At 67.7% G+C, this 26,802-nt stretch carries 23 protein-coding genes; 7 read left to right on the plus strand and 16 right to left on the minus strand.

The window, feature by feature from the left end:
* Positions 1-84 precede the first annotated feature (84 nt).
* The 3 genes from DI605_RS06400 (at position 85) to DI605_RS06410 (ending at position 8,201) form a co-directional block, all read left to right on the plus strand.
* Positions 85-1,710, plus strand: coding sequence for a hypothetical protein (locus DI605_RS06400; protein WP_293970774.1), 1,626 nt, complete (start codon positions 85-87; stop codon positions 1,708-1,710).
* Positions 1,692-3,269: a hypothetical protein gene (locus DI605_RS06405; RefSeq protein ID WP_293970777.1), complete on the plus strand. Its 1,578-nt coding sequence runs from the start codon at positions 1,692-1,694 to the stop codon at positions 3,267-3,269. Before DI605_RS06400 ends, DI605_RS06405 begins: the two co-directional genes overlap by 19 nt.
* A 114-nt stretch (positions 3,270-3,383) precedes the next feature.
* On the plus strand, positions 3,384-8,201 hold the full coding sequence (locus tag DI605_RS06410; protein ID WP_293970780.1) for a hypothetical protein: 4,818 nt from the start codon (positions 3,384-3,386) through the stop codon (positions 8,199-8,201).
* A 24-nt stretch (positions 8,202-8,225) separates the two neighbouring features.
* On the opposite strand, the gene DI605_RS06415 is transcribed toward DI605_RS06410, so the two are convergent.
* The 9 genes from DI605_RS06415 to DI605_RS06455 all read right to left on the minus strand — a co-directional run bounded on the left by DI605_RS06415 (position 8,226) and on the right by DI605_RS06455 (position 15,964).
* Positions 8,226-8,924: a YoaK family protein gene (locus DI605_RS06415; RefSeq protein ID WP_293970783.1), complete on the minus strand. Its 699-nt coding sequence runs from the start codon at positions 8,922-8,924 to the stop codon at positions 8,226-8,228.
* A 9-nt stretch (positions 8,925-8,933) separates the two neighbouring features.
* Entirely contained in the window at positions 8,934-10,295 is a 1,362-nt protein-coding gene (locus DI605_RS06420; RefSeq protein WP_293971395.1) for an alginate export family protein, read from the minus strand.
* A gap of 19 nt (positions 10,296-10,314) precedes the next feature.
* Positions 10,315-10,731 (minus strand): DoxX family protein, encoded by a 417-nt coding sequence (locus DI605_RS06425; protein ID WP_293970786.1) that lies wholly within the window; start codon positions 10,729-10,731, stop codon positions 10,315-10,317.
* Complete coding sequence (locus DI605_RS06430) at positions 10,728-11,636, minus strand: glyoxalase (protein ID WP_293970789.1); 909 nt, start codon at positions 11,634-11,636, stop codon at positions 10,728-10,730. Before DI605_RS06430 ends, DI605_RS06425 begins: the two co-directional genes overlap by 4 nt.
* Before the next feature lie 162 nt (positions 11,637-11,798).
* Positions 11,799-13,643, minus strand: coding sequence for an amidohydrolase (locus DI605_RS06435; protein ID WP_293971398.1), 1,845 nt, complete (start codon positions 13,641-13,643; stop codon positions 11,799-11,801).
* An 83-nt stretch (positions 13,644-13,726) separates the two neighbouring features.
* Positions 13,727-13,966, minus strand: a complete 240-nt coding sequence (locus tag DI605_RS06440; RefSeq protein ID WP_293971401.1) for a DUF1427 family protein — start codon at positions 13,964-13,966, stop codon at positions 13,727-13,729.
* A 26-nt stretch (positions 13,967-13,992) separates the two neighbouring features.
* Positions 13,993-14,829, minus strand: a complete 837-nt coding sequence (locus tag DI605_RS06445) for an alpha/beta hydrolase (protein ID WP_293970792.1) — start codon at positions 14,827-14,829, stop codon at positions 13,993-13,995.
* A 70-nt stretch (positions 14,830-14,899) separates the two neighbouring features.
* Positions 14,900-15,559: a hydrolase gene (locus DI605_RS06450; RefSeq protein ID WP_293970794.1), complete on the minus strand. Its 660-nt coding sequence runs from the start codon at positions 15,557-15,559 to the stop codon at positions 14,900-14,902.
* 129 nt (positions 15,560-15,688) lie between these two features.
* Entirely contained in the window at positions 15,689-15,964 is a 276-nt protein-coding gene (locus DI605_RS06455; RefSeq protein WP_293970797.1) for a hypothetical protein, read from the minus strand.
* Between DI605_RS06455 and DI605_RS06460 the strand changes: the two genes are divergently transcribed.
* Positions 15,930-16,826 (plus strand): LysR family transcriptional regulator, encoded by an 897-nt coding sequence (locus DI605_RS06460; protein WP_293970800.1) that lies wholly within the window; start codon positions 15,930-15,932, stop codon positions 16,824-16,826. The genes DI605_RS06455 and DI605_RS06460 overlap by 35 nt on opposite strands.
* Before the next feature lie 62 nt (positions 16,827-16,888).
* Here DI605_RS06460 and DI605_RS06465 read toward each other — a convergent pair whose 3' ends face one another.
* From DI605_RS06465 to DI605_RS06475, 3 genes are all read right to left on the minus strand, one after another.
* Positions 16,889-17,161, minus strand: a complete 273-nt coding sequence (locus DI605_RS06465) for a hypothetical protein (RefSeq protein ID WP_293970803.1) — start codon at positions 17,159-17,161, stop codon at positions 16,889-16,891.
* Positions 17,158-18,114 (minus strand): PAS domain-containing protein, encoded by a 957-nt coding sequence (locus DI605_RS06470; RefSeq protein WP_293970806.1) that lies wholly within the window; start codon positions 18,112-18,114, stop codon positions 17,158-17,160. Before DI605_RS06470 ends, DI605_RS06465 begins: the two co-directional genes overlap by 4 nt.
* A 249-nt stretch (positions 18,115-18,363) precedes the next feature.
* On the minus strand, positions 18,364-18,828 hold the full coding sequence (locus DI605_RS06475) for an Lrp/AsnC family transcriptional regulator (protein ID WP_293970808.1): 465 nt from the start codon (positions 18,826-18,828) through the stop codon (positions 18,364-18,366).
* Positions 18,829-18,949: 121 nt separating this feature from the next.
* On the opposite strand from DI605_RS06475, the gene alr reads away from it, so the two are divergent.
* From alr to DI605_RS06490, 3 genes are read left to right on the plus strand one after another with little or no spacing between them, the layout of a single operon-like run.
* Positions 18,950-20,086 (plus strand): alanine racemase, encoded by a 1,137-nt coding sequence (gene alr / locus DI605_RS06480; RefSeq protein WP_293970811.1) that lies wholly within the window; start codon positions 18,950-18,952, stop codon positions 20,084-20,086.
* Positions 20,083-21,333 (plus strand): D-amino acid dehydrogenase, encoded by a 1,251-nt coding sequence (locus tag DI605_RS06485; protein ID WP_293970813.1) that lies wholly within the window; start codon positions 20,083-20,085, stop codon positions 21,331-21,333. Before alr ends, DI605_RS06485 begins: the two co-directional genes overlap by 4 nt.
* Before the next feature lie 28 nt (positions 21,334-21,361).
* The gene (locus DI605_RS06490; RefSeq protein ID WP_293970816.1) at positions 21,362-21,709 is read left to right on the plus strand and encodes a RidA family protein; all 348 of its coding nucleotides are present in this window, start codon (positions 21,362-21,364) and stop codon (positions 21,707-21,709) included.
* A gap of 88 nt (positions 21,710-21,797) precedes the next feature.
* Here DI605_RS06490 and DI605_RS06495 read toward each other — a convergent pair whose 3' ends face one another.
* Genes DI605_RS06495 through DI605_RS06510 form a run of 4 tightly spaced genes read right to left on the minus strand, consistent with a single transcriptional unit; the run spans position 21,798 to position 26,770 of the window.
* Positions 21,798-23,924: an acetate--CoA ligase family protein gene (locus tag DI605_RS06495; protein ID WP_293970819.1), complete on the minus strand. Its 2,127-nt coding sequence runs from the start codon at positions 23,922-23,924 to the stop codon at positions 21,798-21,800.
* Positions 23,925-23,929: 5 nt separating this feature from the next.
* Positions 23,930-24,766, minus strand: coding sequence for a p-hydroxycinnamoyl CoA hydratase/lyase (locus DI605_RS06500; RefSeq protein WP_293970822.1), 837 nt, complete (start codon positions 24,764-24,766; stop codon positions 23,930-23,932).
* 20 nt (positions 24,767-24,786) lie between these two features.
* Positions 24,787-25,305, minus strand: a complete 519-nt coding sequence (locus tag DI605_RS06505) for a DUF3237 domain-containing protein (protein WP_293970825.1) — start codon at positions 25,303-25,305, stop codon at positions 24,787-24,789.
* A 22-nt stretch (positions 25,306-25,327) separates the two neighbouring features.
* On the minus strand, positions 25,328-26,770 hold the full coding sequence (locus tag DI605_RS06510) for an aldehyde dehydrogenase (protein ID WP_293970828.1): 1,443 nt from the start codon (positions 26,768-26,770) through the stop codon (positions 25,328-25,330).
* Positions 26,771-26,802: the final 32 nt, after the last annotated feature.

The following is a 26,802-nucleotide window of genomic DNA, read 5'->3' on the forward strand; positions in this document are numbered from 1 at the left end:
ATACCGGGTCGGTGCGACGTTAACCATCTTGTGGTGCCGGGGGGATGCGGCGCCGTCGAGTAGCGAACGCTTTGGGGGGGAGCGATGCGTCAGACGATTCTATCCGTCACGCTCGAGGTGAAGCCGGAAAGCGCCGCGAAGCTGACGGCGCTGATCGATCAACTTCACAATGACGCCAACGAGGGCCCTGGCGAGGGGGATTTCGCCGCGTTCATGGCCAAGGTGCCATCGATCCACTTCCTTTCGATGAACGTCTTCCGCGCGGCCGATTACGATCCCGTCTTCGTGATCGAGGCCAATATGGATGGCGGCCCCGGCGCTTTCTGGGGCCAGCTGGAAAATGCGATCGGGGAAACGCTGCGCGCCATGCTGCGCTGCTGCAAGCGGCCGCTGGACGGAGACGGCGCGCTCTACACGGCCGTTGCCGCCGCCGATTCCCGCCAGGCCGTGGCCCCCTATTTCGAGGCGAGGGCGCATCGGCCCAGCGTCTTCCACCAGGGCAATCGCGGAATGACGCGCGATCGCATCCTGGCCGAGCGCGACCTGTTTCTGGCCATACGCGACGAATTCCTGAAGGCGAATGACGGCGCCGCCAGCCCCTATCGCGATGTGACGCCGGCGCAGGTCCACTCCAGGCTTCGGGACGCGCTGCTGGACCGCGGCTTCGCGTGGCTGAAGCAGAAGCCACCCACCCGCATTTCCACGACCGAGCATATCTTCGACTGGATGAAGTTCGCGGCGTTCGTGGTGCTCGCCATCCTTGCCGTCTCGCTGCCCGGCCTGCTGCTGGCGCCCGTCACGCCCACCGGCCGCTTCTTCCTGCTGCTCGCCATCGCCTGCATCGTGATCGCCATCCCGCTCTATCGCATCCGTGAGCCGCTGGCCGGCACGGGCGTATCCAAGCCGTGGGCGTGGCTGTTCTCCCTCGCCAAGGCGCTGCCGCTCGCGCTGATCGGGGTCGCGATCTATGCCCTGTGCGCCATTCCCATCGCCGCGCTCGCTTACTGGGCTGTAAGCGGGCTGCCCCGCGACGCCGTGATCCGCCAGGGCGCGCGGATGGTGGCGCTTGGTCTGGCCAGCGCCGCCTTCTTCTCCCTGCCGGGCCTGCTGCTGTGGCTGCGCACGCTGGAACGGGGCGATTCCTCGCACGACGCGCCGCCGATCGACGAGGAGGAGATGCGCCAGATGGTGCAGCGCGAGGACTGGATCCCCCAGAATCACATGGGATCCATCGTGCTGCTGAAGCCGGGGGTGCTGCGCACGATCATCGTCCATGCCGGGCATCTCGCGCTGCACCTGCTGCTGCGCGCCAAGGCGACGAACGGCTATCTCGGCAGCATGCGCACCGTTCATTTCGCGCACTGGGCCTTCGTCAACAATGGCGGTCGGCTGATGTTCTTCAGCAATTTCGACCAGAGCTGGGAAAGCTATCTCGATGATTTCATCGAGAAGGCGCATGTCGGCCTCACCCTGGCGTGGGGCTGCGGCGCCGGCTTTCCCGCCACGCGCTTCCTGATCCTCGACGGTGCCAGCCATGGCAGCAAGTTCAAGGCGTGGGCGCGCCATTCGATGGCGGTGAGCCGCTTCTGGTACAGCGCCTATCCCGATCTCACCGTCGATCAGATCGAACGCAACAACCGCATCGCCAACGCGCTCCGCAAGACATCGCTGAGCGAGAAAGAGGCCCTCGCATGGATCGACGAGCTGTGAGCGGCGCGGGCGGCAGCTGGAAGCTCGCGGCGCCGCATGCCGCGCGGGCGCAGGGGCTGGTGGTGAGCGGCTTCGGCAAGCTGCCGACCGGCCGGGCGCTGTTCCTGGAATTCCGGTGGCAGGATCAGGCGCCGGGCAAGGGCAGCTGGCTGGGCACGCTGGACGCGATCGCGCCCGTGACCGACGCCTCCGGGCGGCAGGAGCGCGCGGTATCGCTGGCCTTCACCCATGCCGGCCTCGCGCGGATGGGCCTGCCGGCGGCGGCGCTCGATTCCTTCGCGGCCCCGTTTCGCGAGGGCATGATGCAGGAGGATCGCCTGCGCCGGCTGGGTGACAGGCGCGAGGGCGAATGGCTGGGCACGGTGATCCCGGACGGGCCGAAATGGAGCGCGAACACGCCCCGGCGCGGCGCGATGCAGAGCGCGCCCGACGCGCCCGTCAACGAGCTGACCGCCACCGGCCATCGCGAGGAACGGATCGTCACGGAGATCACCGTCCACGCCCTGCTTCAGTTGTTCGAGAAGGACGAGGACAGCGCCGAGGCGTGGGCCACGGCGGTGGAGGCGGCGCTGGCGCCGCACGGCATCGCCGTCGTGCGGAAGCTGCCGCTGGATCTGCGCCCCGACGCGAAGGGGATAGACCGCGAGCATTTCGGCTTCGCGGACGGCGTATCCCAGCCCATCCCCTTCGACGAGACCGCGATCGTCGGCGCCGCCGAACGCGATTACTGGAATGGCATCCCTCTGGGCGATGTGCTGCTGGGCCACAGGGACAGCCATCATGAAATCGCGCCGAGCCCGTCCGCCCCGCCGCTGGCACCGGGCGCGCCCGACCCGGAACTCGCGCCGCATCCGCTGGCGGAAGGCATGCTCGATTTCGGGCTGGACGGCAGCTACATGGTCGTCCGCGAGCTGAAGCAGGATGTGGCCGCCTTCTGGAATTCGCTGGATGCCGCCGCCGAACGCATCCGGCTGCGCGATCCACATCATTCGGCGCACGTCACGGCGGACTGGATCGCGGAGCGCGTGATCGGGCGCACGCGCGATGGCGAGCTTCTGTGCCCGGCCGGATCGCTGCTGCCGGATGCGGGCAACGCCTTCGGCTTCTTCGATCGGGATCGCCACGGCTATGGCTGCCCGGTGGGATCGCATGTCCGCCGCTCCAATCCGCGCGACGGGCTGGCCCCCGATGCCGGCTCCAGGGATGCGCTGCTGGAAGCGGCCAACGCGCACCGCTTCCTGCGGCGCGGGCGCAAATATGGCACCACGATCGCCGATCGCCATGTGGACGATCATGCCGATCGCGGCCTGCTCTTCATCTGCCTCAATACGGATATCGGGCGGCAGTTCGAATTCGTGCAGCAGACCTGGCTGCTCAACAGCAACTTCGCGACGCTCTATGACGAGATGGATCCGCTGCTGGGCGCCAAGGGCCATATGACGATCCGGGAAAAGCCGCTGCGCCGGCGGATCGCGGTGGACACGTTCGTCCAGATGGCGGGCGGCGACTATTTCTTCCTGCCGAGCATTCCGGCGCTCCGGTATCTCGGCTCGCTATGACCAGAATTTCGCCTTTCGGAAGGAGACGGACGGCGCGTTGAATGACGGCCCGGATCGTCCTGCAGGCGATCCGGTCTCCACCGTCGTGTTTGCCTTGGGGTGGGAGAGGCAGTGGTGGCATCGCTTACCGATTCCGGACGCGCACCGGCCCGCAGCGACAGCGCGGGCGGCAGGGGCCTGGGCTGGACCGTGATGATCCTGTTCGTGTTCCTCGCCGTGGTGCTGGGGCTCGGCGCGCTGCTGATCCAGCAGATGCAATCCATGGCGCGCGCGGCGGACCTTCAGGCCTTCCAGCGGCTGGCCATCACCTCGCAGAGCTTTGCCGGCTGGCCCGGCGTGGCGGAACAGGTCGGCCGGCGCAGCCTGCCCATCGTGAATGCGGCGGGGGAGCGCCCGGCGATCGAGGCGATCCACCCGCAATTCGGCCGCCTGCCGCTGCGCTATTACTGGGGCGACAGGAATGGCTGCCGCAATCCGCTGGGCGACACGCCCGCCGCCTCTCCCGAAAAGGCACCGAACGAGCCCGCCACGCCCGCCGGTTCCGGCGCGGAAAAGGCCGGGGATGTCTCCGCCGCGCCCCGCCCCGCCCGGATCCAGCGCCCCAACGGCTCGGATATCTATTTCGGAACACGGGGCCTGATCGTCTGGGGCCGGACGATGACATTCGATCGGCTTCGCGGCCGGCTCGTGAGCGATGCGGTCGATGCGCCGGCGCTCAACCGGGCTCTGTCGCTGGCCGGCCCTCAGGATGACGCGACGCCGGTCGCCATGGCCGGTGGTGCCGCGCCCGCCCAGGATCCGCGCTACGTCTGCTATCGCTTCGGCCCGATCCCCTATCAGAATGCGCTGGCCGTGCCCGAGGGGTTCCAGGCCCTGTTGCTGTTCGACGATCCGGGAACGGACGGCAACAAGCCGAGCGAGCTTGTCGCCCATGTCGGCGCGGACATCCTGCCGATCCGCGACACATCGGACATTCCGGATCTCCAGCGCCTGCTTCACCGCGCGGCGGCCGCCGAGGTGAAGCAGGGCGCGAACCCTGCCAGCGCCGACTATATCGCATCGGTCGCGGGATCGGTGCTGGGCGAGGGCAAGAGCGAATTCCTCACCCCCCTCGACGTGACGATCGCGGGCCGATCCTACCGGCTTTACGTCTATCCCGTCAGCTTCTCGCTGGGCAGCGCGACCAAGCATATGCTGGTCGTGGGCGCGACGATGCCGCGCCCATCCTTCGTGACGGCCAATCTCAACGGATCGCGCTTCGCCCTGTGCGGGCTTTTCCTCGCCGGCCTGATCGCGCTGACGCCGCTGATCCGGGTCGCCAACCTCGGGCCGGTCGACGGGATCACGCGTTTCGACCTGTTCGTCATCGCCGGTTCGCTCGCGCTGGGAACGGCGATCGCCGCCACGATCAGCTTTCTCGCCGTGGATACGGTGCGCACCAAGCGCCAGACGGACATCATGCTCCAGACGCAGGCATCCTCGCTGGCAAGCAAGATCGGCACCGAGATATTCGACATATCCTCCTGCTCGCTCGGCGCGGTCGGCGCGGCGGTCGCGGATGAGGGCAGGCAGGTGCCCGGCGCCCGCCCGATGGTGTTCAAGGAGATTGCGCGCAAGGACTGGAAGCCCTGCGGGCGGAGCCCCGCCTGGGCGGATATCCCCTCGGCCGCGCGGATCGCGCATCCGGACGTGATCCTGTTCATGGATCAGGATGGCCTGCCGCCATGGACGCCGACGGATGGCCCCGTGCCCATCGGCGCCTATACGAAGCGGCCCGGCCCCTTCTATCGGCTGGAGGATCGCCATTATTTCGCGCGCGCCAATGATCGCGATGTCGTGGCCGGCACGGAGGCGCTGGCCTACCGGCTCGCCAACAGCCTGGACATCGCATCGCCACGGCCGGGCGAGAAGCTCGTCGACGGCGCCCCCCCGCCCGGCGGCCGCTGCAACGGCGCGCGCTGCGGGATCGCGATCGAGCAGATATTGAGCCGGGGAGACGGCATTCCGAAGACGATGATGTCGCTGCCGATCGAGCCCTGCGGGCCAGCCCAGACCAGGCGCATATTGTGCAAAACCCACACGCGCGTGGTGGCGATCGGCTTCGTCATGAAGACGATGCTCGCCCCCGTTCTGCCGGCCGGCGTGCGCTATGCCGTGGTGGATCTGTCGCAGCGGCCGGACATGCCATCCATCTTCCACAGCGATCCGGAGCGCGCCAATGCCGAGCGTTTCTCGCTGAGCCTGGATCCGGGCACGCTGGCGCGGTTCAAGGCCGCCATCCGCATGCCGACGACGCCGTGCGCAAACGGCGACGCGCGGCGCATGCCGGGCGCCACATCCTTTTCCGGCAGCTATATCGGCGAGGATCAGCGCTTCGCCGTGGCGCTGGCGCCCTGCACGGAATGGGCGGTGGTGCTGTTCCGTCCCGATGCCGTAACGGATGGTCAGGGCGCCTTCCCGGCGCAGATCGCCTTCCTTTCCTGGCTGGGGATGGCGCTGCCCTGCGCGCTGCTGTTCGGGGTGACGATCATCGTCGCACGGCGCGTGTCCCCGATCCGGCTGCGCATGCTCTGGCCCGATCCGCTGCTGGAGCGCGCCTATCTGCGCATGGCGGCATGGCTGGGCGCCTATGGCGCGCTGGCGATCCTCGCCTTTGCCATCGGCATCCCCAGCGGGATCGTGCTGCTTTCCATCCCCATCGCCTGCGCGGCCGCCATCGCCTATCTCTTCTGGAGCAGCATGGGATCGGATGGCGAAACCCGCCGGCATGAGGAGATGCGCGTGCACAAGCGCGTGCCGATCCTGGGGCGGAGCGCCGAAATCGCCTATGTCGTGGCGCTCGGCACATGGCTGTTCGTCTCCTCCGCGCTGCCCGTGGGCGTGATCGCGATCGACGCCGCCCGCTATGGCGCCGCGCGCCAGCAGGCCGAGAATGGCCGCGCGGATTCGATGGCCACCGAAAGGCTCAGGCGATCGCTCGCGCTGATCTATGCGAGCCAGTTCGCCGGATCGCTCGACGCACCACTGCCGCGCGACGCGCCCCTGCCCTCGCCCGGCCCGCTGGCGATCGACACCGGCCGCTTCGATTATACGGCCGGCCTGTTCTGCCTGCTGGGCCACGAGCCCTGCCCGCCGAGCGCGGCGGCACCGAAGCGAAAGGCGGCGATCGGCGCGTTCGATGCGCCGGGCGGCGGCGCGGCGCCCAGCGGCGAAGCCTATGGGCTGCTCTTCAGCGTCACCTGGCTGCTGGTGGCGATCCCCGCCCTGCTGCTGCCGTTCGCGATGGTCCGGATCCTGTGCCGCACGCTGTTCGGCTTCGGCGTGCCGCTGGAATCCGTGCGCTATCCCCGCATCCGGCCGGGGCCGGATCGCGGCCTCATCTATTCGGATGCCCGATCAGAGGATGTGGTGTGGGAGGTGCGCTATCCGGGCTCGTTCGTGCTGCGCCCGAACTGGGACAGGGAGGCGCTCCGGGACTTCTACGCAACGCCGCGCACCCATCAGGATCGCGCGATCCTGCGCATCCACGCGGCGGACTGGGCGCGCGATCCGCAGGGCCTCGCCGCCGTGCTGAAGCTCGCCCTCTTCGGCCAGCGCCGGCTGAAACAGGCCGAGATCACGCAGCTGCGGGCGGAACTCCGCCTCCAGCGCGATCCCCGCGAGGCCGGCTATTTCCGCATCATCCTGATCCAGCCCGCCACATCCCCGCTGCCGGACCCCGATCTGCCGACGCCCGCCGCCGCCGCGCCGCCCGTCTGGATCGATCTGCTCGAAACATTCCGCGATGAGGATGCGCCCCCCTATGACGAGGATCATGCGCCGGTGCGCGCCGTGCTCGTCGCCGGGCCGGACGATTTCCGGCGCCGCCTGCTGGCCTATGCCGGCGAGCGTGTGATCGATCTCTATGAAGTCCGCGACCGCAGCTTCCTGGATATCGAGCCGCTGCTGCCCGCCACGCCGCCGGTGGCCGATGCGCCGCTCCCCCTTGTCATCGTCCACAATCTGGAGCTGCTGATCCGCGACGATCCCGCGCGCAAGAACGCCCTGAAGCTGCTCGAAAATCTGGTGCGCGAGCAGGATCGCCGCGCGAGCGGCAAGAGCCGCCAGCCGCGCCAGCCCTTCCGCCTGCTGCTGCTGGCCGACATCAGCCCGCTCGATCGCTTCCTCCAGGCGACCGAATGGCGCGATGTGGAAGAGGAGGCCGGCCAGCCCGATCCCGCCGACGATCCCGCCGAGAATATCCGCTGGAGCCGCCTGCTCGAGGATTTCACGACCTATACCGGCCGGGTGGAGCCGCGCCTGCCGACCACGCGATCCAGCGGCGCCACGCTTCGTTCAGGCGGCGACGGCGTGGATTTCCTGCTGCGCGAGCTGGCCTATCTGCCGGATCGCGTGGTGCAGGCGCTGCTGCCGGATCATGACGATATCCTGCATGAATCCGAGATCCGCGAATGGGGCGTCTTCCTCAAGGATACGCGGCCGGCGGCGATCGCGGACTTCCTCGCCTCCCAGCTGATCGAGCATTATCATTATCTCTGGTCGATCTCGTCGCGCGCGGAACAGATATTGATCCATCGCATCGCGGCGGGCGAACTGCCGGTGATCCGCAAGGCCTATGCGCTGCGCTCGCTCGTCCGCCGGGGCATCGTGGTGCTCGATCCCGCGCCCCGCCTGATGAACCACAGCTTCGGCCGGTTCGTGGGCAGCGTGGAGCGTCCCGAACTGCTTCGCCGCTGGAAGCGCGAGGCGCCGCAGGGCGGCTGGAACCGGATCCACGGCAACCTCACCATCGTGATGCCGCTGATCCTGCTGCTGGCGGGTCTGCTCGTCGCGCGCGGCATCGTCGGGCTGGAGGCGGCCATCCCGCTGATCGCCGCCGCCTCCTCCGCGCTGCTCAAGCCCCTGCTGTCGGGGCAGCGCGCACCCGCCTGACAGCACGGGAATCCGCCGGCGCGATCACTGCGCCGCTGCGGGCGCCACGCCGCCGGCGCACAGGATCGTGCCGGCGAGGATGACGAAACCGGCCAGTGCCAGCGGCGCGGCAAGGCCGACATGGCTCACGAGGAATGCCCCGATCGCGGCACCCACGAAGATCATCGCCACGCTCGTCAGCCGGCGCGCGAGATTGGAATCGTCGCCGCCCGCCAGCCGGGAATCGGAAGCGATGCCGGTCAGCGTCAGCGTCAGTACCGTGGTCGTGAGATCGGGCACCTTGAGCTGGCGCACGGTGGCGTTGCGAAAGCCCATGGCAAGCGCGGTAAGCCCGATCAGCGCGAACACCTTCCATTCGGGGGCCTGCGTCGCGATATCGAAGCCGATCGCGATCAGCGCCGCCGCCCAGAGCAGAACCGCCTCGGTCAGCGCGGCGGTGATGAGCCAGCGATGCAGCGGGGCGGCGGCATGAAGCTTGCCCGTGCGCCCGGCGACGATCGCGCCGACGACGAAGGCCAGCAGCGCCACGCAATAGGGCGCCACCGTGAAGCCCGGGGTGCGTGCGGCGGCGAAGCCCAGGAACACGACATTGCCGGTCATGTTGGCGGTGAAGACCTTGCCGAGGCCCAGCACGCTCGCCGCATCGACCAGCCCGGTCGTGGCGGACAGCAGCAGCAGGAGCCGGGGAAGCGCGGGATGCGGGGCAGGTGGCGTGGTGCTCATGGGATGTCCTCAAAAACGGAAATTGGCTTCTAGGCCAAGCAGGCCAATGGTCTTGGCCGGGCCGGTCTGGCGGATGAAGGTGCCGGGCATGAAGGCGGAGAGCGATGTCGACAGCTCCAGCTCCGGCGTGGCCTGCCAGGCGAGCGTCGCCTCCACCTCGCGCCCGATGAAGCGCGCGCGGGAGGCCCCCGCCGCGCGGACGAGATTGCCGGGCACGTCATACACGCCGTCCGCCCGCGCATATCGCCAATAGGCCATGCCGGCGAGGCTGGCCGTCACCCCGCCGCCCACCGAAGCGCCGACGCGCGGATTGACGCTGATGATGTTGGTGGGGCCGACCGGCGAAAGCTCGCCGAAATACTTACCCTTGGGGAAGAGCGCGTTGAACGTATTCAGGCGGCCGTCGCCGCGACGCCTGTCACCGCTGATGACGTTGACGCGCAGCACCGCATCCGGGGCGAACGGCGCCTGCGGAAAGCGCCGGCCGACCTCCGTGCCCAGCGTCCAGGCCGAGATGCGATCGCCGGCGAAATGGCCGAACTGGGCGGCGCCCTCCACATTCCAGTGCCAGTCCCCCGCCGTGCCGAAAGACCGCGCGCCGATGCTGTGGCGCAATTCCCGGCCGGATCGCCCCCCGAATTTCGCGGCGTTGTTGCGATAGCCGAGATAATAGAGATCGAGGCCGATGCCGGGGATCGTGGCATAGGCGCCCCAGAGGGATTTGCTGCGCGAGCGGCGATCATCGAACGTGCCGGGGCCGGGCTGGACGGGGCGCACGGCCAGCAGGCTGAGCTTGACGCCATCCAGCGACACGAGCGCGCGCGCGCCATCGAAGGCGAGCGGCACGTTCGGGCCATAGCGCGTGCCGACGAGGCGCTCTGTGCCGAGCGACAGCATCTGGCGGCCGGCGCGCAGCGTGATGCCCGTGCCGGCCGCGTCACCCGTTTTCGCCTCGCCCAGCCGGACATCGACGAAGCCCTGCAACAGATCGACGCGGGTCTGGTCGATGGGGCTCGCGGCGGGCCGCACGCCGACCGCATAGGCCGCGATCGGCTGAACGAAGGCGCGCACGCGGCCGACATGGAGATCGGCATGGGGCACGAAGCGCATCCAGAGATAGCCGTCGTTCGGGGCCGGGCCGCCGCCCCATTGATTGTCCCGATAGGCTTCGTTGCGCAGGCGCAGTTCGGCGCCGGTGCTGAGATAGGCATCATCGCCGAGCGGAATATATTTGAGATCCTCGGTCCAGCGGCCGGTGCGCGCGGCGGGATCGGCCAGGTTCGACCAATCCTCGTCATAGCGGGTGGTGGTCAGCGTCGGCGGCTCCCATGGCTCGCCCGACCGGGCGGCGGCGGGCGCCGCTGCCAGCATGGCGAAGAGGGGGGCGAGCCTACGCACGGTTCGCCCGTTCGGTGACGAGCGCTGCGAGCACGAACCCGCCGATCAGGCCGAGATGCTCAAAGAAGGCGTTGGTCGCCATGAAGCGCGCCTCGCCGGCCGGCATCGCCCAGAAGGCGTTGGCGGTCATGGCCGCGAAGAGGGTGAAGACGCCGAGCATGCCCGCGCCCAGCCACACCAGCCGCCCGCTGAGGATCAGTAGCGGCCCGATCAGTTCCACCGCGATCGTGAGCCCGGCCCAGAGCGCCGGCGGGTTCATCCCGAAATGCGCCTGCTCGGCCACCGCCGCGCCCCAGTCGCTCGCCTTTACGATGCCGCCGAGGAGATAGGCGCCGCACAGCAGGAGCCGGGCGGCGAACCATGTCGGCCGCCATTCGAGAATGGCGTCGACGAAGCGCGGCTCGCTCATGGCCGCACCGGCGCGTGGATCTCCGCGATGTAGCCCCCGGGGAAGCGAACGAGCGCGACGGTGCGATCGCCTTCCTGATGCGCGGGAACGAGCGTCTCGACGCCCGCCGCCGACGCCCTGGCCAGCGTCTCGCCCAGATCGCGCACCTCATAGCCGGTCATGTCGCGGCCATAGGGCCAGGGCAGCTGGCCGTCCGAGACGATCACCGCCATCCCGCCATAGCCGGAGGTGAGGCGGACGCGGCGATAGGTGGTGCCGGGGCGGCCGATCTCCGCGCCGGGCGCGGCCCTGTCGTCCGACAGGATCTTCGCGTGGGCGAAGCCGCTCCACTGGCGCAGGAAAGTATCGGCCACATCGGAGGTCAGATAGATGCGGTTTTCGGGCACGGTGTTCAGTGCCGGATAGCTGGGCTTGGTCGTGTGCCAGTAGAGCTGCATGTTCACGCCGCCCGCCCACTGCACGACCACGTCGCGGCCGATGGGATCGGGGAAGGTCGTGATGAGGCGAGCGGCACCGGCCTTGCGCGCGGAAATGACGGCGGCGTCCATGTCGTCGACGAGATAGCCGGTCCGCTCGGCGCCGAAGGGCACGGGAACGGGCGTCGTGAAACCGAACACCGAGAGGGAGCCGACCGGCGTCAGCACGAGCTGCGACATCGTCTTGCTCGCGGTGGGCGTCACCTGAAACTCGCCCTTCTTCGTGGTGGTGCCGCCGAAGGTGGCGGTCACGCTGCTCACGAAGCGATCGAAATCGCCCGGCGCCACATAGACGTGGGTGGTGTCATATTGCGGGCCGATCGCATGATCGGCGCGAACGGCGGCCGGCTTGGGCGCATCCTGCGCGAAGCCGGCGGCGGGCGAGAGGGCGACCAGCGCGGTCGTCAGGATCAGCGTGAGGCGATTCATGTCCGTTGCTCCAGGTGAGGGGCGTGCGGCCCCGTTCGATCGGGCGAAGGCAGGTCTAGGGCGCACGCGAATGCGCATCGATCCGAATAAAATCGGCGATTACATTCGATAAACTTGAATAGAATGCAGCCCCTCCGCGGCGGGAGGGGCCGGGCTAAAGCGTCAGACGGCCCAGCAGCCGCAGCCAAGCGCGCCCCAGAAGGTCTGCACGTCCGCGGCGGGAACGTTGGCGCCGAGCGAGGCGGCATGATCGTGCCCATGCACCGAGCAGGCCGAGGCGCAGCCGCAGGCGCTGGCCAGCCTGGCGGCGGTTTCCGGCTGGCGATGATAGCCGCCGAACGTGGCGACCGGCGACCAATCCGGCATCGGCCGGGGCAGAGCGGGCGCCAGCGGGGCATAATCCCCTTCCCCATGCACCACCCTGCCGCCAAGCAGCGTGAGCACCGAGCGGATATGCGGGATGTCGCTTTCCGGCACGCTGAAATAATCGGCGGTGAGGATCGCGAGATCGGCCAGTTGGCCGGGCTTGATCTGCCCCTTCTTGCCCACCTCGTTCGAAAACCAGGTGTTTTCATGCGTCCACATGCGCAGCGCCTTCTCGCGGCTCATGCGGTTGGCCGAAGGATAGAGGCCGAGGCCGCCGACCGTCCTGCCGGTGACGAGCCAGTTCAGCGACACCCACGGATTGTAGCTGGCGACGCGCGTGGCATCCGTGCCGGCGCCCACCGGGATGCCGGCCGCCTGCATGCGGGCGATCGGCGGCGTACGTTCGGCCGCCCGGGCGCCATAGCGCTCGACGAAATATTCGCCCTGATAGGCCATCCGATGCTGCACGGCGATGCCGCCGCCGAGCGCCGCGACGCGATCGATATTACGATCGCTGATCGTTTCGGCATGATCGAAGAACCAGTTGATCCCCTGAAGCGGGATATCGCGGTTCACCTTCTCATAGACGTCCAGCGCGCGGCCGATCGTCTCGTCATAGGTGGCGTGCAACCGCCACGGCCAGCGATGTTCGGCCAGCAGGCGGATCACGGGCTCCAGATCGCCCTCCATGTTCGGCGGCATATCCGGGCGGGCGACGCGGAAATCCTCGAAATCGGCGGCCGAATAGACGAGCATCTCGCCCGCGCCATTGTGGCGATAGGTGTCATCGCCCTGGCCTGGCGCAACCTGCTTCACCCAGCCGGAGAAATCCGCCAGCTCTTCCCTGGGCTTCTGCGTGAAGAGGTTGTAACTGATGCGCACGGTCAGCTGATCGTCGGCGTGCAGCTTCTCGATGATCTGATAATCGTCGGGATAATTCTGGAAGCCGCCGCCCGCATCGATCACGCCGGTGACGCCCAGCCCGTTCACCTCGCGTATGAAGTGGCGGGTGGAATTGATCTGATATTCGGGGGGCAGCTTCGGCCCCCTGGCCAGCGTGGAATAGAGGATCGTGGCGTTCGGCTGGGCCAGCAGCAGACCGGTGGGGTTGCCGGCCGCATCCCGCACGATCTCGCCGCCGGGCGGATTGGGCGTGTCCTTCGTATAGCCGACGACGCGCAGCGCGGCGGCATTCAGCAAGGCGCGATCATAGAGGTGGAGGATGAAGACGGGCGTGTCCGGCGCGACCGCGTTCAGCTCCGCGATCGTGGGCAGGCGCTTTTCGGCGAACTGATGCTCGGTGAAGCCGCCCACGACGCGCACCCATTGGGGCGCGGGCGTATTATCCACCTGGCGCTTCAGCATCGCCATCGCCTCCGCAAGGCTCGGCACGCCATCCCAGCGCAGCTCCATATTATAATTCAGCCCGCCGCGGATGATGTGCATGTGGCTGTCGATCAGGCCGGGGATCACGCGGCGGCGGCCGGCATCGATCACGGTGGCGGGGGGGGCGGCGGCGCGAACCTCCGCCTCGCTGCCGACGGCGAGGAATTTGCCGTCGCGGATCGCGATCGCCTCGGCCTGCGGATTTTCGCGATCCAGTGTCGTCACCCTGGCGTTGATGAGGATCAGGTCGGTCATCGGGGCTTTCCGTTGGGCGAGGAGGGGGGAAGCGAGGGCGGCGGCGGCCGCCGCCCCCATCAGCGTCTGGCGGCGGGTGACATTCATGCGTCGGCCCCCGGCAGGCGGCCAAAGACATGTTTCGCGCACTCATCCTTCAGATAGGCGACGGCGCCGTCCTGCGATCCCAGCCTTTTGGCCAGTGGCGCGATCTGCTCGCCCAGCAGGATGCCGAGCAACCCGATCAGGGCGATGGCCGGGGGAGCGGGGGAACGGACCCCGAGGAGACTGTAGATGATGCCGACGAGCAGGCCGGCGGCGAGCGAGAGCAGGTAGGGTTTCATCATGGATCTCCCCGGAGCCGTCGGATTCAGCCCTGGATGAAGGCGAGGATGTCGGCGTTCAGCACATCGGCATTCACCGTCAGCATGCCGTGGCTGAAGCCCGCGTAGATCTTCAGCGTCGCGGCCGGCAGGATTTCTGCCTGCAGCACGCCCGCATTCTTGTAGGGCACCACCTGATCGTCATCGCCATGCAGGACGAGGGCGGGCACGGTGATCGCCTTCAGATCATCCGTCTGATCCGTCTCGGAAAAGGCCTTGATCCCTTCATAGTGGGCCAGCGCACTGCCCATCATGCCCTGCCGCCACCAATTATCGATCACGGCGGGCTTCACGTCCGCACCGGGGCGGTTGAAGCCGTAGAACGGCCCGGCGGCGACATCGCGGAAGAATTGCGATCGATTGGCCGCGAGGCCGGCGCGCAGGCCATCGAACACCTCGATCGGAAGGCCGCCCGGATAGCGATCGGTCTTCAGCATGATCGGCGGCACCGCGCTCACCAGCACCGCCCTGGCGACGCGGCCCTGCGGAATGCCGTAGCGGGCGACATAGGCCGCGACTTCGCCGCCGCCGGTGGAGTGGCCGATATGGATCGCGTTGCGCAGATCGAGATGCTGGGCGACGGCCGCGGCATCCGCCGCATAATGATCCATGTCGTGCCCGAAATCGACCTGGGCGGAACGGCCATGGCCGCGGCGATCATGGGCGGCGACACGATAGCCCTTCGACAGGAAGAACAGCATCTGCGCGTCCCAGTCGTCCGACGAGAGCGGCCAGCCGTGGTGGAACATGATCGGCTGGGCATCCCTGGGGCCCCAATCCTTGTAGAAGATCTCGACGCCGTCCTGAGTGGTCACCGTTGCCATGGGGAATATCCTCGAATGAAAAGCAGGGGATGTGGGGAGGCCGGTGCCTCCCCGTGGTTTGAGGGGGCGATCAGTGATTGCCCTCGGAGGCGCCGAACATGGATTTGGCGTAGGTGATGCCGATGCCGTAGGCGCCGCCCCACTTCTTCGCGATGCCGGTGGTGGAGTCGTAGCTCTCGGTGCGGGCCCAGTCGCGCTGCAGTTCGAGCAGATATTGCAGCGAGGTCATCGGCTTGGCGCCGAGCTGGATCATCCGCTGAACGGCGCGCTCATGCGCCTCCTCGGAGATGTCGCCGCAGGCATCGGCGATGAAATAGACGTCGAAGCCCTGATCGATCGCGGAGGCGACGGGGCCGACGATGCAAACGCTGGTCCACAGGCCGGCGAACACGATCCGCTCCTTGCCGATGCGGTTGACCTCGGCGATCACGCCTTCATCCTCCCAGGTGTTCATCGAGGTGCGATCAAGCAGCTTCTGCCCGGGGAAGGCATCTTTAATCTCTTCGAACATCGGGCCAGAAAAGGATTTCTCGGCAACCGTCGTCAGGATAGTCGAAACATCGAAAGACTTGGCGGCGCGGCTGATAAGCGCCGCATTGTTGCGCAGAAGCTCCGGCGCGATCGACTTGGTTGCGAAAGACATTTGCGACTGGAAATCGATGAGGATCAGCGTGTGATCGGCCGGCGAGAGCAGCGACTTGCCGGGGGTGGCGGTTGCGGTGCGCGTCATTTCAAATCTCCCTTTTGAATGCTTCCGTTGCGGTGAGGAAAAGCTACGGCGGCCCGATCATTCGAAACACCCGGATAAGATTGTCCGGATATTTCGATAAAATAGAAAAGTTCGGTGTGCTTGAAGACGTCAGATGATCGTCGATGCGGTTCGGCCCCTGTCGCCGGGCAGGCGCGCATTCTTCATCGCCAGCCGCGTCGGCATCGCCCGGCCGATGGCCGCCACGGATCCCGGCGTGCATGCCGCCCTGTCCGTCATTTCCGGGTCCATGGGGTCCTTCCTTCCCGCGCCGACTTGACGGTAGGGCGGATGCAGGCCGCTGTTTAGGCGGCGGCGCGACACTTCAGACGTGACGGCAAGGTACGGTGCGATGGACAACCGGTTCGGCGAGATGATGACGTTCATGGCCGTCGCGCGCGGCGGCACATTCGCCGCCGCCGCGAAGGCCCTCCGCGTGACGCCATCGGCGGTAAGCCGGACGGTCGCACGGCTGGAGGAAAGGCTCGGCGTCCAACTCGTCTGCCGGACGACCCGCGCGCTCGCGCTGACGCCGGAGGGCGAGGCCTATCACGAGCGCATCGCCGGCCTGATGGCGGAGATAGACGATGTCGAGCGGGGCTTCGGCCACGATGCGGGCGAGCCGCGCGGCCTGCTGCGCGTGAACGCCTCGGTGGGATTCGGCACGCAATGCCTCCTGCCGCTCGTCGCCCGCTTCATGGAGGCCCATCCCGGCGTGAAGCTGGAACTGACACTGTCGGACGCGCTGGCCGAGATGATCGAGGAGCGAACCGACATCGCGATCCGCATCGGCCCGCTTTCCGACAACAGGCTGCGCGCGAAGAAGCTCGGCCGGAGCCGCCTCTCCCTCGTCGTCAGCCCCGATTATCTCGCCCGCCATGGCACACCGCGCCACCCGGACGATCTGGATCATCATACGTGCCTGCGCTTCAGCTTCCGGCGATCCGTGGAAGGCTGGCCTTTCCTGCTGGACGGGCGGCTCGTCCATCGCAACGTGGAAGGCCGCTTCCTCGGAAGCTCCGGCGAGGTCGTTCGCCTCGCGGCGCTGGCGGGCGCCGGCATCGCCCGGCTCGCCCGCTTCCACGTGGCGGAGGATGTGGCGGCGGGCCGGCTGGTGGAGGTACTGGCGGACTATGATCCCGCCCAGGAGGAAGACATCCACGCCCTCTATGTCGGGCATGAACGGCTCGCGCTGCGCGTCCGGTCATTCCTCGATTTTCTGGATCGCGACCTCAAAATTCGCGATTGAGGCGGCGCACTTCCCCATCGAGGGGTTGGAGAAACCGCGTCAGGCGCATGCCGCCCGCGGGATCAGCCCCTCATCCAGGGCCAGTTGCGCTCGATTTCGTGAAACCGACGCATCAATTCCGCGCTGATCCGCTCCGCATCGGAGCGGGAGGGCGCGCGCAGATCCGCCAGCTGGATCCTGCCGTTGGATATGACGATCCGGAAGCTTCCATCTGAACCTTCGGCTTCATGAATTTCCGCGACATAAGGCTTCATGTCACGAAGACGTTGCGGCGAATCGAGATCCGCAACCGCATGCTCCTCCGCGGGCGCTGATGGTGCACGGGACGAGGTCATCGGCCTTCCTCCGGCAATCGCAGCCGGGCGATCAGCCCCTCCTCGCGCCATGTCCGGCTGATCGTTCCCCCGGCATGCCGGACGATGCGATCCACCATCTGCGTGCCAAAGCCCTTGTGATCGGGCGGCGCGGAAAGCCCCGGGCCGCCCGTTTCGGCCCAGGTGAGATCGAGCAGGCCATCACGCGTCTCCCAATCTATCCCGACGCGCCCGCCGTCCCTGCCGAGGGCGCCATATTTCACGGCATTGGTCGCCAGCTCATGGAGGAAGAGCGCAAAGGTCGGGATGGATTCCCGGCGGATCGACAGAGGCGGTCCGGCGAATGTGCACCGGTCGCCATAGGGGCGGAGAACGGACCGCAGCACCGGCTCCAGCGGCACGGCGGCGCCATCCCCTTCCTCGACCCGAGCCTCCGGAAATGCGGCCTCCGAAGCCCGCGACAGCGCATCGAGCCTTTCGCGGAGAATATTCGTCGTGGCGCGGGGCGTATCGCTTGCGGCTGCTTCCTTTTCGGAGATGGCGACGAGGCCCGAAACCACGGAGAACATGTTCTTGATGCGATGGCGCATCTCGCGGGCCAGGAGCGTTTCGCGATCGACGGCCGCGTGCAGCCGCTCCTCCAGCAGGGTCTTGTCCGTGATGTCGCGCGACACGCACAGGATCGACATGACCTCGCCCGAATCCCCGAAGATCGGGGTCAGGAGATTGTCCCAGTAAACGATACCGTCGGATGAGAGGCTCCTGCCGGGAAAGCGCGCGGTTTCGCCCGCGGCCGCCTTCCCGAGCGCGACCTCCCCTTGCGGATGGACATCCTCGGGCAACAGCGGGAGCCACGGCATCCCGAAATCCGAATCCACGGGAACGTTGAGCGCGAGACATCCCGCCCGGTTCATCGTCAGCAATGTGCCGTCGACCGAGACGACCTTGATGCAATCCGGTGTCGCGTTCAGCATCGCCCTTTGCAAATCGGAAAGGTGCAGGTCCGGCCCCGATACGCGATGAGGCACCGGCCCCCGGTCGCTCCCGGCACTTTCCATAGTCGCTCCCGCCGGAAACCCGACTGTCTTGAGTGGCCCACCCCTCAATGAACGATGCTGCGGCCCGAATAGGTCATGCCCGCCGCCGATGCCAGCGCAGCCCACCGCAGCGGGCGAGAGCGGGCCGACCGTGGCCAGGAAGCCACAGAAGCCGGGGGCCGTGCCCTACCGGCGTGACTGGCGCGGGCGCAGCGCATCGCGCATCGCAAGGTTCGAATTGATCCGCGCGACGCCGGGCAATCGCGACAACAGGCCATGCACCTGTTCATAGGCCGCGGCGGCATCGGTCTCGATGCGCAGCCAATAATCCACCTCGCCCGCCATCAGGAAGCATTCCCGAATTTCGGGCACCTGCCGCACGGCATGCTCGAACCGGGCGAGATAATCCTCCGTCTGCCGATCCAGCGTCACCTGCACGACGAAATTGACCCGCCGCTCCTGTCCGTCGACCGCGCCGGCGATGATGGTATAGCCCCGGATCACGTCGCGCCGCTCCAGCAGCTTGATGCGGCGATGGCAGGCCGAGGGCGAAAGGCCGACCTCTTCCGCGATCTGCGCGTTGGGCCTGCGCGCATCCAGCCTCAGGATGCGCAGTATCTCTCGATCGACACTGTCCATGGCAAGCGACATATTCCGCGAATATCCTCAACGATACTCCTGTTTTTATATATTCCACGCAATGATTGCCGACGATCTGGCATAATTTTCAACGATCCTGCGGCTAGGCTCTCAAAGCGAAAGGGGCTGATTCATGACGGAGATGGAAATGACGGCCGGCGCCATCCTCCGCATCGATCTCGGCGCGCTGGTGGATAATTATCGGTCCATCCAGTCATGGACCGCTCCCTCGCGCGTGGCCGCCGTCGTCAAGGCCGATGCCTATGGGCTCGGCGCCCCGCGCGTTGCCGCCGCGCTGATCGAGGCGGGCTGCGACCATTTCTTCGTGGCCCATCTGAGCGAGGCGATCCCGCTGCGACGGCATTGCGGCGAGGATATCTTCATCGGCGTGCTCAACGGCTTGGTTCCCGGCGCGGAAGCGGAATGCGCGGCGCTCGGCGTGGTGCCGGTGCTCAATTCGATCGACCAGATCGATCGCTGGGCACGGCTGGCGCGCGAGGCGGGGCGGCGGCTGCCCGGCATCCTCCAGTTCGATACCGGCATGTCCCGTCTCGGCCTGTCCGCCGCCGAAGTGGCGACGCTCATTGATCGGCCCGATCGGCTGGAGGGCATCGATCTGCGCCTGCTGATGAGCCATCTCGCCTGTGCCGACACGCCGGAGGCTCCCGCAAATCTGGCGCAGGCCGAGGCGTTCGACGCGCTGTGCGCGCACTTTCCCAGCGTTGCGCGCTCGCTCGACAATTCGGGGGGCGCCCTGCTGCCGCGCGGCGGCCATTACGATCTCGTCCGCGCCGGCATCGCGCTGTACGGTGGCGCCCCCCGGCAGGGGCCAAACCCGATGCGTGCCGTGGCAAGCCTCGATGCACGCATCATCCAGCTGCGCACGGTGGAGCCCGGCAGCGCCGTCGGCTACGGCCTGACCCATCGCTTCGACCGGCCGACGCGGCTCGCCACGCTTGCGATCGGCTATGCCGACGGCTGGCCCCGATCGCTGAGCAACCGGGGCGCGGCCTATGTTTCCGGGCATCGCGCGCCGATCGTGGGCCGCGTTTCGATGGACAGCCTCACGATCGACGTGAGCGACGTGCCCGCCGAAGGCCTCGTCCCCGGCGGGCTGGTCGAGATGCTGGGGCCACACCAGTCCGTCGACGATGTCGCGCGCGACGCCGGCACCATTTCCTACGAAATCCTCACCCAGCTCGGCGCCCGCTACGCACGCTTTTACGTGCCCGCGCCCGCCGTGGCCCACAGGCAGGAGGCAGGCGCATGAAGATCGTCATTCTCGGGGCCGGCGTGATCGGCGTGACGTCCGCCTGGTATCTGGCCCGCGCGGGGCATGAGGTGACTGTGATCGATCGTCAGCAGGGCGCGGCGCTGGAAACGAGCTTCGCCAATGCCGGCGAAATCTCGCCCGGTTATGCCTCGCCGTGGGCGGCGCCCGGCGTGCCTTCCAAGGCGCTGCGCTGGCTGTTCATGCAGCATTCCCCGCTGATCCTGCGCCCTAGAGCCGACCCGGCCATGCTGCGCTGGCTCGTCGCGATGCTCGGCAACTGCAACACCGACGCCTATCGCCTCAACAAGAGCCGCATGGTGCGGCTGGCCGAATATAGCCGGGATGTGCTGGTCGCGCTGCGCGAGGAAACCGGCATCCACTATGACGAGCGCAGCCTGGGAACCCTGCAACTGTTCCGCCGGCAGAAGGATTTCGACGCCATCGCCAAGGATGTCGAGGTCCTCAGGGCGGATGGCGTGCCGTTCGAGGTTCTCGACCGGGAAGGCTGCACCGCCGCCGAGCCGGGCCTGGCCAACAGCGCCGTGCCGATCGTGGGCGGCCTGCGCCTGCCGCATGACGAGACGGGCGACTGCTTCAAGTTCACCACTGCGCTTGCGGCCATGGCGCGCGAGGCGGGCGTGGAATTCCTCTTCGATCGCGGGATCGAGGCGATCGTCTCCTCGGGCGGCCGGATCGATCATGTGCGCACGGATCGGGGCGCGATCACGGGCGATGCCTATCTCGTGGCGCTTGGCAGCTATTCGCCGCTGCTGCTGGCGCCGCTCGGCCTGCGGCTGCCCGTCTATCCGGTGAAGGGCTATTCGATCACGGTTCCGATCACGGATGAGGCGCGGGCGCCCGTTTCGACCCTGCTCGACGAAAGCCTGAAGATCGCGATCACCCGGCTGGCCGATCGGATCCGGGTGGGCGGCATGGCCGAGATTTCGGGTTATTCGCGCGATCTGCCGATCGCCCGGCGCAACACGCTGGAGCATTGCGTGGGATCGCTCTTTCCGGGCGCCGGCAATCTGGAGGCAGCCCAGTTCTGGACCGGGCTGCGGCCGATGACCCCGGACGGGACGCCCGTGATCGGCGAGACGCCGCTGCCCAACCTTTTTCTGAATACCGGCCACGGCACGCTGGGCTGGACGATGGCGTGCGGATCCGGCCGGGTGATCGCCGACATCATCAGCGGCCGCGCGCCGGATATCGCCAGCGCCGATCTGGCCATCAGCCGTTACTGACCTCACCCCCACGAAAGAGAATTTCGCCATGCCCATCACCCGCATCGAGCAGGGCCCCAGGATGAGCCAGGCCGTGATCCACGGCGACACCGTCTATCTCGCCGGGCAGGTCGGCGCGCCGGGCGCGAGCGTGACCGAGCAGACGCGCGCCGTGCTCGCCGAGATCGAAGCGCTGCTGGCAGCCGCCGGCAGCAGCAAGAATGCGCTGCTGATGGCCACCATCTGGCTGGCCGACATGGCCGACTTCGCCGAAATGAATGCCGTGTGGGACGCCTGGATCGCGGACGCGCCCGCCCCGGCGCGCGCGACCGGCGAGGCCCGGCTCGCGACGCCCGACTACAAGGTGGAGATCATCGTCACGGCGGCGCGGATCTGATCCCGGCCTCCGGGCGGCGAAGGGCGCGCGCCGCCCGGCTCCGCCCGCCCCGCTGGCCATCTGGCTCCCCGCGAACCGGGGCGCCTCGCTAGCGCGCCGGCTCGTCAGCCAGGATGAGCGCATCGAGCGCCGCGACCCCCTGCCCTTTCGGATAGACCACCACCGGATTGAGATCGATTTCGCGTATCTCCGGCGTGCCTTCCAGCAGGCGACCGAGATTTGCGATCAGATCCGCCACGGCATCCACATCCAGCGCGGGCGAGCCGCGCCAGCCGTCAAGCAGCGCGCCGCTCTTCAGCGCGCGCAGCTCGGCCACGATCTCACTCCTTGAAAGGCCCGGCGGCAGCAGGCGCACATCCTGCAGGATCTCCGCCTGCACGCCCCCGAAGCCCACGAGAATGACAGGCCCCCATTCCGGATCGTTGCGCGCGCCCACGATCAGTTCCGTGCCCCGCGCGCCCATCGCCTCGATCAGGCCGCCATCCAGCAGGATGCCCGCGTCATATGCCTTCACATTGGCGAACAGCCGCGCCCACGCCTCTTCCAGCGCGGCTTCGTCCGCAATGTTGAGGATCACGCCACCGGCATCGCTTTTGTGGCTCAGCGCCTGCGCCTGCGCCTTGAGGACGACGGGATAGCCCACCTCCCCGGCCACGCGCCGGGCCGCCGCCACATCGGCCGCGAAGCCGCCCCGCGGGAAGGGTATCCCGATCGGGCGCAGCACATCCTTGGCCCGATATTCGGGGATCACGCCGCCATGCGGCAGTGCGGCCGCGATCGGCGCGCCCTCGCCCGTTTCCGACGCGGCGACCGCCGCCGACAATTTGGCGATCGCCCTGAAGGCCCGGTCGGGCGATGCGAAATAGGCCACGCTCAGCTCACGCAGGGCCGAGAGATAAGCGGGCGGCACCGGCGCGCCATCATCGAGCCCGGCGAAGATGATCGGCTTTTCCGCCCTCAGCGCGCGCAGCGTTTCGATGATCGGCTCGAATTTCAGGCAGGCGGTCATCTCGTCCGTCTGGATGATCGCCAGCACCACGCTGCCATAGGCCGGATCGGCCAAAAGCGGCGTCAACGTGCGCCGATAGAGATCGGGATCGACCAGCGACTGCGCCGTCAAGTCCATCGGATTGCTGACGCCGATGAAATCGGGAACCGCCGCGCGCAGGGCCGCCGCCGTCGCATCGGCCGGGATGGGAAGATCCAGGCCGATCGTCTCGCACAGATCGAGCGTCAGTGCCTTGAACGCGCCCGATTCCGCGAGCACCGCCGTGCCGCCCGCCATCCTGCCGGCGCGGATGGCGAGATCCAGCACGTCGCCCAGCTCCTCGATGCTGTCGACCAGCACCACGCCCACGCGGGTGACCAGCGTTTTCATCACCTGCCAGTCGCCCGCCATCGCGCCGGTGTGCGTGGCGGCGGATTCGCGCGCGGCGCTGGATTTGCCGGGATGCAGCAGCACGATCTGCTTCCCCGCCGCCCGCGCCTTCTGTGCCAGCGCGAGGAAAATGCGGGGCTTGCGGAACTGCTCCACGATCATGCCGATCGCATGCGTGTTCGGCTCGTCCAGCAGATAGGCGAGATAATCCTCGACGCCGCTCGCCGCCTCGTTGCCGGTGGAAACGGAGATGGAGATGCCCAGCTCCTTGGCCATCAGCACCGTGCCCAGCACCACCGCCATCGCGCCGGATTGGGAGACGATACCCACCCCCGGCCGGTCGATCCGCATCGCCGGCGTCTCGACGAAGGTGAGCGGCACGCCATCGACATAATTGACCATGCCGAGGCAGTTCGGCCCTTCCACGACCATGCCGGATTCGGCCGCGATCCGCGCCACTTCGCGTTGGGCGGCCATGCCTTCCTCGCCGCCCTCGGCGAAGCCCGCCGAGAAGATCACCGCCGCGCCCACGCCGCGCTGCGCCAGTTCGCGGATCGCGCCCAGCACGGCCGCGCCGGGGATTGCCAGCACGGCCGCATCGACGCCCTGGGGCAGCTCCGCGATCGCGCCCAGCGCCTGCCGGCCGCCGATCACCGGCCGCTTGGGATTGATGAGGTGGATATCGCCGGCAAAGCCGTGCCGCTCCAGATTGCGGAGGACAGAATTGCCCAGCGCGCCCGGCTTTTCGGACGCGCCGACGATGACGACCGAGCGCGCCTTCAGCAGGCGATCGAGCGAGCGCGCCTTTTCCGGCACGAGCGTATCGGCGGCGGCCATGCGGATTATGCCTTCTGCTTCGAAAGATCGTACGCGCCGAGACCCGGCTTGTAGGTCTTGTCGTCGATGAATTGCTTGATGCCTTCCTTGCGGCCCTCATTGTCGAAGCTGTTGGCCGCTTCCTGCGCCCGGATCAGATAATCCTCGGCATTGTCGTAGGTCATTTCGCGCACCCGGCGGATCGCATCCTTGGTGGCCTTCAGCGCGACGGGGTTCTTGGTCAGCAGCTTCTGCGCCACTTCGCTCACCCGATCCTTCAGGATGGCGATCGGCACCGCCTCGTTGACGAAGCCCCACTCAACGGCCGTTTTGCCATCGATATTCTCGCCCATCAGCGAATGATACATGGCGCGCCGGAACGAGGTCAGTTCCGTCGCCACCTTGGCGGCGCCGCCGCCGGGCAGGATGCCCCAGTTGATTTCGGACAGGCCGAACTGCGCATCCTCGGCCGCGAAGGCGAGATCGCAGGCGAAGAGCGGGCCATAGCCGCCGCCGAAACACCAGCCGTTGACCATCGCGATGGTGGGCTTCTGATACCAGCGCAGACGCCGCCACCAGCCATAACTTTCGCGCTGCGCGCCGCGCGTGCCACCCAGCCCCTTCGCCTCGGTCTCGCGGAAATATTCCTTGAGATCCATGCCCGCCGTCCAGGCGGAGCCCTCGCCGGTCAAGACGAGCACGCCCACATCCGCGCGAAACTCCAGTTCGTCCAGCACCTGCATCATGCGGCGGTTGAGGCGCGGGCTCATCGCGTTGCGCTTGTCCGGCCGGTTGAGCTTCACCCAGGCCACGTGGTCCACTACTTCGAAGGCGACGGTATCAAGCTCGGTCTGATCGGTCATGGAAGGCTCCTTGAAAGGCGTCAGTCGACGGAGAAGACGTCGATCTGCACGGTGTCGGGATTGCGGATGCCGCGGCCGACGAACACGGTCCGCCGCAGCCAGTCGTGCGCGCCGTCCGCCACGCTGAAACGCGGCGCGGTGCGAAAATAATAAGCGTCGGGCGGCATCTGCTCGCCCTGCGCCATCCGGGCGGTCACCTCGGGCGTCGCCATGCGCACGCCCGGATTGACGATATCGATCACGGTGCCGTCACTGGCCTTCAGCGTATAGCGCGTGTCCACGATCGTCAGGCCGTCCGCGCCGATCGTCTGCCAGTCGCCCCCGCCGGCCAGCACCGTGCCCTGAAGACGCGGTCCGCTGACGATGCCGCCGGTGATCGGCACGAAGCGCTTGCGCCGCCCGTCGACCGTGCCCTGCTCGATCGGGGGCGCCAGCGTCACCGCGATCGAGAAGGCATAATGCAGCCCCGGCGCGGGCGGCACAGGCAAGGCGGAGGCGCCCGCGGCGGCAGCCGCGGCGAGGATGGCCAGCGTCGACATGGTCCTGATCCTTCCGGCGGGTTCAGATCGGGAAATGGCCGGGCTGGGTCTCGATGGTGATCCACCGGAGTTCGGTGAAGCTGTCGATGCCGGCCCTGCCGCCGAAGCGGCCATAGCCCGATGCCTTCACCCCGCCGAACGGCATCTGCGCCTCGTCATGCACGGTCGGCCCGTTGACGTGGCAGATGCCCGACTTGATCTGGCGCGCCACCCGAAGCCCGCGCGCCGTATCCTTCGTGAAGACGGCGGCGGAGAGGCCATATTCGGTATCGTTGGCAAGCGCGATCGCATCCGCCTCGTCCCTGGCGCGGATGATGCCCACCACGGGGCCGAAGCTCTCGTCGCGAAACAGCTTCATCGCGGGCGTGACGTGATCGATCACATGGGCGGGCATCAGCACGCCGTTCGCCGCGCCGCCGACGAGCATCGTGGCACCGGCGGCCACGGCATCATCGATCAGGCCCTTCACATGATCCACGGTCTTCTGATCCACGACCGCGCCCAGCGGCGTCCTGCCCTCGCGCGGATCGCCCACGGGCATCGAGGCGACCTTGGCCCCGAATTTTCCGGCGAAGGCATCGGCCACCGCATCCACGACGATGATCCGCTCGGTGGACATGCAGATCTGGCCCTGGTTCATGAAGGCGCCAAAGGCGGCCGCCTTCACCGCCTCGTCCAGATCGGCATCGTCCAGCACCACGAACGGCGCCTTGCCGCCCAGTTCCAGCAGCACCGGCTTCAGATGTTCGGCCGCGCGCCTGGCGATGATCCGGCCGACATGGGTGGATCCGGTGAAGTTGATGCGGCGCACCTCGGGATGATCGATCAGCGCGCCCACGATCTCGCCCGCATCGGCGGGCGCGTTGGTGACGATGTTGACCGTGCCTTCCGGGAAACCCGCCTCCGCGAAGGCTTCCACGATCAGGCTGTGCGTGCGCGGGCACTGTTCGGATGCCTTGAGGATCACGCTGTTGCCGCAGGCGAGCGGCACCACGATCGCGCGCACGCCCAGGATGATCGGCGCATTCCACGGCGCGATGCCCAGGATCACGCCGACAGGCTCGCGCAGCGCCATCGCGATGCAGCCCGGCTTGTCGGAGGGGATCACCTCGCCCCCGATCTGCGTGGTGAGCGCAGCCGCCTCGCGCACCATGCCCACCGCCAGCATCAGATTGAAACGCGCCCAACCCTCGGTGGCGCCGATCTCGCCCATCATCGCGTCGACGAAGGCATCGGCCTTCGCGGCGAGCGCGTCGGCCGCCTTCGTCAATACCGCGCGCCGGGCATTGGGGCCGAACGCCGACCAGATCGGGAAAGCGGCCGCGGCCGCATCGGCCACCGCATTCGCATCGGTCACGGTAGCGGCGGGGGCTATGGTCGCCACCTCGCCCGTCACGGGGTTCAGTCGCTGAAACGTGGCCGCGCCTCCGGCGGCGTCCGGTGCGGTCTCGATGAGCGTCGCCACATCACTCTCCTTCTCAATATTGTTATGACAAA

Source organism: Sphingomonas sp. (assembly GCF_003248515.1).
GTDB lineage: Bacteria > Pseudomonadota > Alphaproteobacteria > Sphingomonadales > Sphingomonadaceae > Sphingomonas_I.

What these genes read in the sequence shown, in the direction of transcription:
- DI605_RS06495 (WP_293970819.1), bottom strand. Translation starts at nt 23,924, where the DNA reads ATGGCCGCCGCCGATACGCTCGTGCCGGAAAAGGCGCGCTCGCTCGAT.
- DI605_RS06485 (WP_293970813.1), top strand. Translation starts at nt 20,083, where the DNA reads ATGAAGATCGTCATTCTCGGGGCCGGCGTGATCGGCGTGACGTCCGCC.
- DI605_RS06425 (WP_293970786.1), bottom strand. Translation starts at nt 10,731, where the DNA reads ATGAGCGAGCCGCGCTTCGTCGACGCCATTCTCGAATGGCGGCCGACA.
- DI605_RS06475 (WP_293970808.1), bottom strand. Translation starts at nt 18,828, where the DNA reads ATGTCGCTTGCCATGGACAGTGTCGATCGAGAGATACTGCGCATCCTG.
- DI605_RS06460 (WP_293970800.1), top strand. Translation starts at nt 15,930, where the DNA reads ATGGACAACCGGTTCGGCGAGATGATGACGTTCATGGCCGTCGCGCGC.
- DI605_RS06490 (WP_293970816.1), top strand. Translation starts at nt 21,362, where the DNA reads ATGCCCATCACCCGCATCGAGCAGGGCCCCAGGATGAGCCAGGCCGTG.
- DI605_RS06470 (WP_293970806.1), bottom strand. Translation starts at nt 18,114, where the DNA reads ATGCTGAACGCGACACCGGATTGCATCAAGGTCGTCTCGGTCGACGGC.
- DI605_RS06465 (WP_293970803.1), bottom strand. Translation starts at nt 17,161, where the DNA reads ATGACCTCGTCCCGTGCACCATCAGCGCCCGCGGAGGAGCATGCGGTT.
- DI605_RS06400 (WP_293970774.1), top strand. Translation starts at nt 85, where the DNA reads ATGCGTCAGACGATTCTATCCGTCACGCTCGAGGTGAAGCCGGAAAGC.
- DI605_RS06405 (WP_293970777.1), top strand. Translation starts at nt 1,692, where the DNA reads ATGGATCGACGAGCTGTGAGCGGCGCGGGCGGCAGCTGGAAGCTCGCG.
- DI605_RS06445 (WP_293970792.1), bottom strand. Translation starts at nt 14,829, where the DNA reads ATGGCAACGGTGACCACTCAGGACGGCGTCGAGATCTTCTACAAGGAT.
- DI605_RS06430 (WP_293970789.1), bottom strand. Translation starts at nt 11,636, where the DNA reads ATGAATCGCCTCACGCTGATCCTGACGACCGCGCTGGTCGCCCTCTCG.
- DI605_RS06420 (WP_293971395.1), bottom strand. Translation starts at nt 10,295, where the DNA reads ATGCTGGCAGCGGCGCCCGCCGCCGCCCGGTCGGGCGAGCCATGGGAG.
- DI605_RS06415 (WP_293970783.1), bottom strand. Translation starts at nt 8,924, where the DNA reads ATGAGCACCACGCCACCTGCCCCGCATCCCGCGCTTCCCCGGCTCCTG.
- DI605_RS06450 (WP_293970794.1), bottom strand. Translation starts at nt 15,559, where the DNA reads ATGACGCGCACCGCAACCGCCACCCCCGGCAAGTCGCTGCTCTCGCCG.
- DI605_RS06500 (WP_293970822.1), bottom strand. Translation starts at nt 24,766, where the DNA reads ATGACCGATCAGACCGAGCTTGATACCGTCGCCTTCGAAGTAGTGGAC.
- DI605_RS06505 (WP_293970825.1), bottom strand. Translation starts at nt 25,305, where the DNA reads ATGTCGACGCTGGCCATCCTCGCCGCGGCTGCCGCCGCGGGCGCCTCC.
- DI605_RS06435 (WP_293971398.1), bottom strand. Translation starts at nt 13,643, where the DNA reads ATGACCGACCTGATCCTCATCAACGCCAGGGTGACGACACTGGATCGC.
- DI605_RS06455 (WP_293970797.1), bottom strand. Translation starts at nt 15,964, where the DNA reads ATGAACGTCATCATCTCGCCGAACCGGTTGTCCATCGCACCGTACCTT.
- DI605_RS06440 (WP_293971401.1), bottom strand. Translation starts at nt 13,966, where the DNA reads ATGAAACCCTACCTGCTCTCGCTCGCCGCCGGCCTGCTCGTCGGCATC.
- alr (WP_293970811.1), top strand. Translation starts at nt 18,950, where the DNA reads ATGACGGAGATGGAAATGACGGCCGGCGCCATCCTCCGCATCGATCTC.